Raw genomic sequence first — 6,317 nt, forward strand, 5'->3', positions numbered from 1 at the left:
GGTGCGGCTGGATCACCTCCTTTCTATGGAGACTCGTCGCGACCGTCGCCTTTGACCGTTAAGGTCAAATGGAGACTGTGTCGCGAGATGTCGAGGTCGAACCGGCGGATACCTCCTGGCAGCAGCCTTTCTCGTCAAGAGCAGGGCGAACCAGGAAAGGTCTGCGCGGACTGGAACGCACGAACGATTGCAACTGTTTGATTTTGAGGGATTTGCATTGAGAGCAGATGACCCCGGGGAATGAAGCCCCTGGGGTCTCTTTGCGTTTTCCGATTACAATTTTTTGGTGGGCATTTCCGTTTTTCCAGTCATTTTTCTTTCCCATGCAAAGTCTAAAAGATAAGGCAAAGCCTGATTGAACTCCGAATGGAGGAATAGAGATGAAGATGCCGGTGCCGCATGCCCGTGGTGCGAGACGCAATCTTTTGGTAAGCCTGATCGTAATCCTTTCGTTGGGGATTGGGTCGCTTACATGGCTGCGCTTCACCTACCCCGAACTGACGCTGCGCTTGAACGGCGCTATCAACGAAATCTGGTCAAGCAAACTAGGGATGCCCGGTCTTCCCTTGGCCCAATCGATCTCGGTCCCCTTGCGTTTATCCGGCAGAGATCAGGATGGAGACGGCGTCGACGATTCCCTCGATATCGTTGCCGGGGGGCGGGCGGAGGTGCAACGGCGTCCGGCATACCGGAGCGCCTATTATGCCGGCGGTTACCCACCGTCGACAGAAGGCGTCTGCACCGATGTCATCTGGCGCTCCTTTCAGGAAGCCGGCTATGATCTTAAGGCGATGATTGACGACGATATCGCGAAAAACGGAAAAGTGTACCCGCGTGTCGGCGGACGTCCCGACCCCAATATCGATTTTCGGCGGGTGCCTAATCTGGTCAATTATTTTCAACGCCATGGGCAGTCTCTGACGACAACGCTGATTCCGGGCGATCTGGAGAACCTTGCCCAGTGGCAGCCGGGCGATATCGTCGTCTTCGGACTGGGCAGGCCGCAGGAGCATATCGGCATCATCACGGATCGACGACGATCTGACGGCGTTCCACTGGTTATCCATAACGGGGGACCAAATCCGAGAGAGGAAAATGCGCTCGTCACCTGGCCGGCGCCGATCGATTATCACTTTCGCTTTCAACCATGAAAAAATCGATGGCGACGGTTCGTCGTCACTCGCCGCCCGATTCTTGGAAAAAACATTGACTCGCCCAAATGGAATGGCAATTCTGGAGCCTCGAAAGCGTAAAATATCACAAACGATAAAAAGACTTACGGAGGTGAAAGGGATGATTCTATCCCAATGGCGACAACCATCGACTGAAGGGGTTGGTCCGATGAGTCCGGTCTACAATCAGCAGGCTAGCGTTGGTTCGCCTCCCGAAGAGGTTGGCGAAGCGAAAGGGCAGCCGTTGGATGCAGGAGAGGCGCAGAGCCTGGTGAAGATGGACTTATTTCACGGTTTCCCGTCCTTTTACGCCGATGGATACTCGATCGTTCATACCGGCGCATTTATGTAAAAAAGTCCTCCCCGTTCTTAAAAGGCGGGGAGGCTTTTACATGTACAATACCTCGCGGCTAACTTCGCCGCCGTCATTGAGCCAAAATCGGCCTGAATCAATACCGAAGGATATCCAGAAACTCCCGTAGTGACTCAAACAGGTCATAGTGAGAAAAAAGCAGGTCGACCACATCTCTGTCCAAGGCTTTTTCCCGCGCTGATTGAGTCAGGATGGTTTCTATTTTGTCTCGTCCCATGCCGGGGCGGTAGGGACGGTCTTCGATCAGAGCGGAGAAGACGTCTGCAACGGCAATAATTCGGCTGCCGAGGGGCAAATCAGAACCGCCGATTCGAAAAGGGTATCCCGTCCCGTTGGGTCGCTCGTGATGAAAGGCGGCCCATTCGGCCAGTTGTGAATAACCGGGGAGACGCTGGAGGATATGGTAGGTGTGATAAGGGTGACGCTTGATTACGTCATATTCCTCCGCCGTAAGGGCGCCAGGCTTTTCGAGAATCGATTCGGGAATGCTCAGTTTTCCCAGGTCATGAAGCAAACCAGCCACTTCGATTTGGGCAATGCCGGACGGGGAAAAACCGGCCAGGGAGGCGAGGTGGACCGATGATGACGCCACCAGGCGCGAATGGTGCAGGGTGAATTGACTTTTTCGATCGATGATTAAGGCGAAGATCATAAAGAGCTTCTTTAAATCGGTGTACTCGCAGGACGATTCGACGATGTCAGGCGAGATCATGCGCAAGGACAGGTCTTCTACATAAGGGGAGGCGAGGTCGAGCCAAAAGCTTTCTCTCCCAGCCAACTCGTGAAGGACTTCTTTCAGTTCGGGGCGGAACATGGTTCCGAAATATGCATTCAGTTGATCCATGGAGCTTTTGCGCTGGTGGAGGATATAGTCCTCTGTGAGAAGGATCTCGAGTCGATCGGCCAGATGGATGATGTCGCTGAGCCGAGTCAAAGCGTTCCGTTCCCTCTGATGTTCCCAGTAATCGTGATGATGCAAGATGATTTTAGCGATGTTTTCGAAGTTTCCAATATCTTTCAGCAGTTCATAACCTTTTTGGCTATGGGCATCTGCGTCCAGCACATGAAAACGGCCCAAGGCTGCCTTCTCGTGGAAGGAGGTGGCCCCGATGTCATGGATGCTGGCGGCGCAATAGAGGTCATACCGTTCTTGTCTCGGCAAGTCCATTAGGGATGCCATGGCGGAACTGATATATGCCACGCGGTTATGATGGTGATTCAGACCTGTCGAGGTGAAGTCTAGCACCATCGATAAGGTGTTCAACAGCGGTGGGAGGTTGATTTTTCCGAGCATTTGTAACCTCCTCATATATGAGAATATGCGTTTTTTTATTTTACCAGTTCTCTTTTTCCCAAGAAATATAATACGCCTAAAGTCGAAACGAAAAAGGTAGTGTCATTTAGGTTTCTACATGGCTACGTTTACCTGGATTTCCCTAAATCGCCGAGGGAAAGGGTGATAGAGCTGGCCTTTGTCCAAGCGCCTCAGGCCTTTTATAACCAAGACATCTTCCAATACAACCTGTTGCAGGGCCGCAACATACCGAACGAGCAGGACATGTTTATGCGGGTCGTGCAAGCCGGACGGGACCGGTACAACGCAGCCATGTACATCGGCAGCAACACCGTCTTCCGGCGGAGCGCCTTGGCGGCGATCGGCGGATTTGCAACGGGAACCATCACCGAGGATATGGCCACGGGCATGCTACTCCAAGCGAAAGGATTTCGCACGGTCTATCTGAATGAGGTTATCGCCGAAGGGCTGTCGGCCGAATCCTTTCCCGATTATATCCGCCAGCGAGTACGCTGGGGAAGGGGCAATGTGCAGACGGCCCGCAAGTGGAATCCGCTGACGATCCCCGGACTGACGCGGATGCAACGCCTCTTGTACGCCGATTCAGTCCTGTACTGTATGTTTGGGAAGGACACTGCCTTTCAGGTGACGCCCAAGGGGGTTACTGGTCAGCGGCGTTTTTTCATGCGCGGCTGGCCATGCCCAATCTGGTCCTGCTGATGCTGAGTCTCGCCGGCCTCATCGCCGGCGGTCTTGCGGGCGCCCTTCTCCTGGCCTGGGAGCCTCCGCGCATGCGCAAGACGGAACGGTTCGAACGCGCCTACCCGGCTGAATTGACCGTCGTCTACTATGACAGTCACCGGCATGGTTTTCAGGCGGCCATCGCGGCAACATCAGACGTCCAGGAAACGCCGCATCGTCCGATCATCAGTGAGGGAGAGATCCATGACGTTGGATTGGGAGGATGCCAGATCAAGCTTCTCCGTCGATCAGATTTTGCTGTCGGAGATGCCATCGCCGTGAACGTAGCGGGCGTTGACCGTCCTTTGCAGGGAATCGTTGTGAAGAAAGAAAGCCCTTTATTCGGGAAACCCCTTTTGCGTCTGAAGTGGCTCGGTGAAGGGACGGGGTTGCGGGCGGTGAACTATGCCCGCTCCTCTGAAAAAGCGGGTCCCATGGGAGGAACCGGGCCTGATAATGTAGAAAATGTCTTTTCCAGGGAGTGTTCAACGCCCTCTGTCCAATGAACCCGTTTCTTTCGCCGAAGAAAACAGCCGCCTGTGCAAGGGCGGCTGCAAAATGTTCTATGTATTCGCTTTCAACAATCAACACAGGCGAATTTTTTGCTCTTTCAGTTCCTGGAGATATCTGATCAGTTGTTCATGCGGAATCTGTTCTAGCCTGTCTTCGATCACAGCCTCGAGATCCATGCCGTAGAGAAGGAGCGGGGAAAGAGGGTGGTTATCTTCACCCAAGAAGCGGCAGAGAAACAGCGGGGAAGCGGATAGGATGTCTTCAATCCACTGGTGTCGGACGTCTTCCGGCAGGTTTTGTCGATCTGCCATGGAGCTAACCCCCGTTCTTTTGTTGTTATGTCCATTGTATCACAATGTTCGGTAAAGTTAAATAATTTATTCAATACAAGGGATGAAAAAAGTATAGACAAAGAAACTGGGAGAAAAAAGGGCGAAAAAACTTCTGCCACATACGGGGCAGTATAAGGGGATGAGATTGTGGGCGTAGGGATTCCTCTCTTTGTGGGGTTGATCGTCGCAGCGATTTTGTACCTGACGATCCACTGGTGGGGTTTTTTGATCATCTTTCCCTGGATCGGTCTCTCTATCTCTGCCGGTATGTTCCTGGAGCGCTATCTGGCTAAGTCGAGCCTTGATCTAGGGCGCCGCATCGCTATCCTCATGATACTCCCTGTCTTTATCCTGTTCATCCCCCTGGCGAACAGGGAAAACTTGCAAATAGAAGGCGTTATCCTGCTATTAAGTATTGGTTACTTTAGCAAGGGTGTGATTCATTACGCTGTCGCAAAGGTCTTTGGTCCGCTGATCTGGGGAAGAGGTTTTTGCGGCTGGGCTTGCTGGACTGCCGCCGTCCTTGATTGGCTTCCGATTGCGAAGAAGGGTGTTATTCCATCCAAATGGAAAAATCTGCGCTACGTATCCCTATTCGTATCCGTCCTTATCCCTTTGACATTCGTCTTTTTTTTGAACTATGACGTCCGCCGCGATTACTTATCCCATCAGGAACCCTACTGGATGTTCGCAGGCGTTGCCCTCTATTACCTGCTTGGCCTTTCCGTGGCTTACTGGTTTCAGGATCGGCGTGCCTTTTGCAAGGTGCTCTGTCCTGTCGCTTTGGTGATGAAACCATCAGCATCGATCAGCTTGCTTGCCCGGAAACCTACGGGAGTCAAGTGCATCCGATGTGGGCGATGCAACAACGCTTGTCCTATGGATGTTGATATCGTGGGGTGTATGATGGAGGGAAAACCGGTGCGGGACAGCGAATGCACGCTCTGCAACGCCTGTGTTCGCGCCTGTCCGGTAGGCGCCATACGATGAAAACGATGACGCTCTCCTCTGCGTTCTTTCTATTTCATTGTGAAAATTACTACAAAAGCGCTTGTTTTTGTAGTAAAATAATGGTTGCGAAGGCGCCAGCGTGTCTTTGGCGCCGGCAGGATGTTGTAAGTGAAAGGAGTTCTTCGCATGTTTGTCTCTGATGTGGCATCCATCCCGGTTATCCAGCTTGAAGGGCCTGGGATCATAAAAGCGGCGAAACAATCGCTGATCGGTCCGGCACAGGGGTGGGATGGTTGGTCGATGCGACTGTTCACCCTGTCTGAAGGCGGACAGACACCCCGCCACAGCCATCCCTGGCCCCATATCAACTATATTGTAGGAGGACAGGGAACGCTGTTCTTAGGGGGCAAGGAGCATCCCGTCCAAGCCGGTTCGATCGCCTACATACCGGGGGGAGAAGAGCACCAGTTTAAGAACGTCTCGGGAGAGGATTTCTCTTTTATCTGTATTGTTCCTGCGGAAGCGGACAAATAGCATGCGAAAGCGATTCTAGGCCTTAGAATCATAGGAATGTGCCTGGGGCGTGGCGTCTGGGTTGCATCTGTCATTGTGGCGCTGCGCCCTTATAAAAAATCTCGAACTGGAAAAAAATACTCATTGCATTCTTCGTTTGGTTGTGTGATAATAGTCAACGTCGCCGCAGTGCTGCGGTAAAAACTACCGCGAATCGGCGGGCGGCAAGGCTCATAAAATTGGTCCTTGAAAATCGAACAGTTGCGAATCAAAAGCGTGCAAACCAATCAATTCCGCTGATGTCCGATGACGACGCAAGTCGGCAGAGGATGCAGCAGAAGAGCGATTGTCGGCAACGATGGTTGCTCAAAAAGATTGTCAAATGAGAGCTTGACTCAAGCTTATCTACAAATTTTTGTGGAGAGTTT

The 6,317-nt window shown here is 52.4% G+C and carries 8 protein-coding genes; 6 read left to right on the forward strand and 2 right to left on the reverse strand.

Translation table 11 applies throughout. From position 1 onward, the window contains the following. The first annotated feature begins 386 nt into the window (after positions 1–386). Entirely contained in the window at positions 387–1,151 is a 765-nt protein-coding gene (locus GTO91_RS17290) for a DUF1287 domain-containing protein (protein ID WP_407929540.1), read from the forward strand. A gap of 190 nt (positions 1,152–1,341) precedes the next feature. Further along, complete coding sequence (locus GTO91_RS17295) at positions 1,342–1,524, forward strand: hypothetical protein (protein WP_161259970.1); 183 nt, start codon at positions 1,342–1,344, stop codon at positions 1,522–1,524. A 97-nt stretch (positions 1,525–1,621) separates the two neighbouring features. Here GTO91_RS17295 and GTO91_RS17300 read toward each other — a convergent pair whose 3' ends face one another. Beyond that, positions 1,622–2,839: an HD domain-containing phosphohydrolase gene (locus tag GTO91_RS17300; protein WP_161259971.1), complete on the reverse strand. Its 1,218-nt coding sequence runs from the start codon at positions 2,837–2,839 to the stop codon at positions 1,622–1,624. 162 nt (positions 2,840–3,001) lie between these two features. On the opposite strand from GTO91_RS17300, the gene GTO91_RS17305 reads away from it, so the two are divergent. Next, complete coding sequence (locus GTO91_RS17305; RefSeq protein ID WP_207709050.1) at positions 3,002–3,559, forward strand: glycosyltransferase family 2 protein; 558 nt, start codon at positions 3,002–3,004, stop codon at positions 3,557–3,559. After that, the gene (locus GTO91_RS17310) at positions 3,538–4,086 is read left to right on the forward strand and encodes a hypothetical protein (RefSeq protein ID WP_161259973.1); all 549 of its coding nucleotides are present in this window, start codon (positions 3,538–3,540) and stop codon (positions 4,084–4,086) included. The genes GTO91_RS17305 and GTO91_RS17310 overlap by 22 nt, the downstream gene beginning before the upstream one ends. Positions 4,087–4,164: 78 nt before the next feature. Here GTO91_RS17310 and GTO91_RS17315 read toward each other — a convergent pair whose 3' ends face one another. Continuing rightward, the gene (locus GTO91_RS17315) at positions 4,165–4,404 is read right to left on the reverse strand and encodes a hypothetical protein (protein ID WP_161259974.1); all 240 of its coding nucleotides are present in this window, start codon (positions 4,402–4,404) and stop codon (positions 4,165–4,167) included. A 168-nt stretch (positions 4,405–4,572) separates the two neighbouring features. Here GTO91_RS17315 and GTO91_RS17320 point away from each other — a divergent pair, with 168 nt between their 5' ends. Next, positions 4,573–5,415, forward strand: a complete 843-nt coding sequence (locus GTO91_RS17320; protein WP_161259975.1) for a 4Fe-4S binding protein — start codon at positions 4,573–4,575, stop codon at positions 5,413–5,415. A gap of 147 nt (positions 5,416–5,562) precedes the next feature. Then, complete coding sequence (locus tag GTO91_RS17325) at positions 5,563–5,910, forward strand: cupin domain-containing protein (RefSeq protein WP_161259976.1); 348 nt, start codon at positions 5,563–5,565, stop codon at positions 5,908–5,910. Positions 5,911–6,317: the final 407 nt, after the last annotated feature.

The organism is Heliomicrobium undosum (genome assembly GCF_009877425.1).
Taxonomy (GTDB): domain Bacteria; phylum Bacillota; class Desulfitobacteriia; order Heliobacteriales; family Heliobacteriaceae; genus Heliomicrobium; species Heliomicrobium undosum.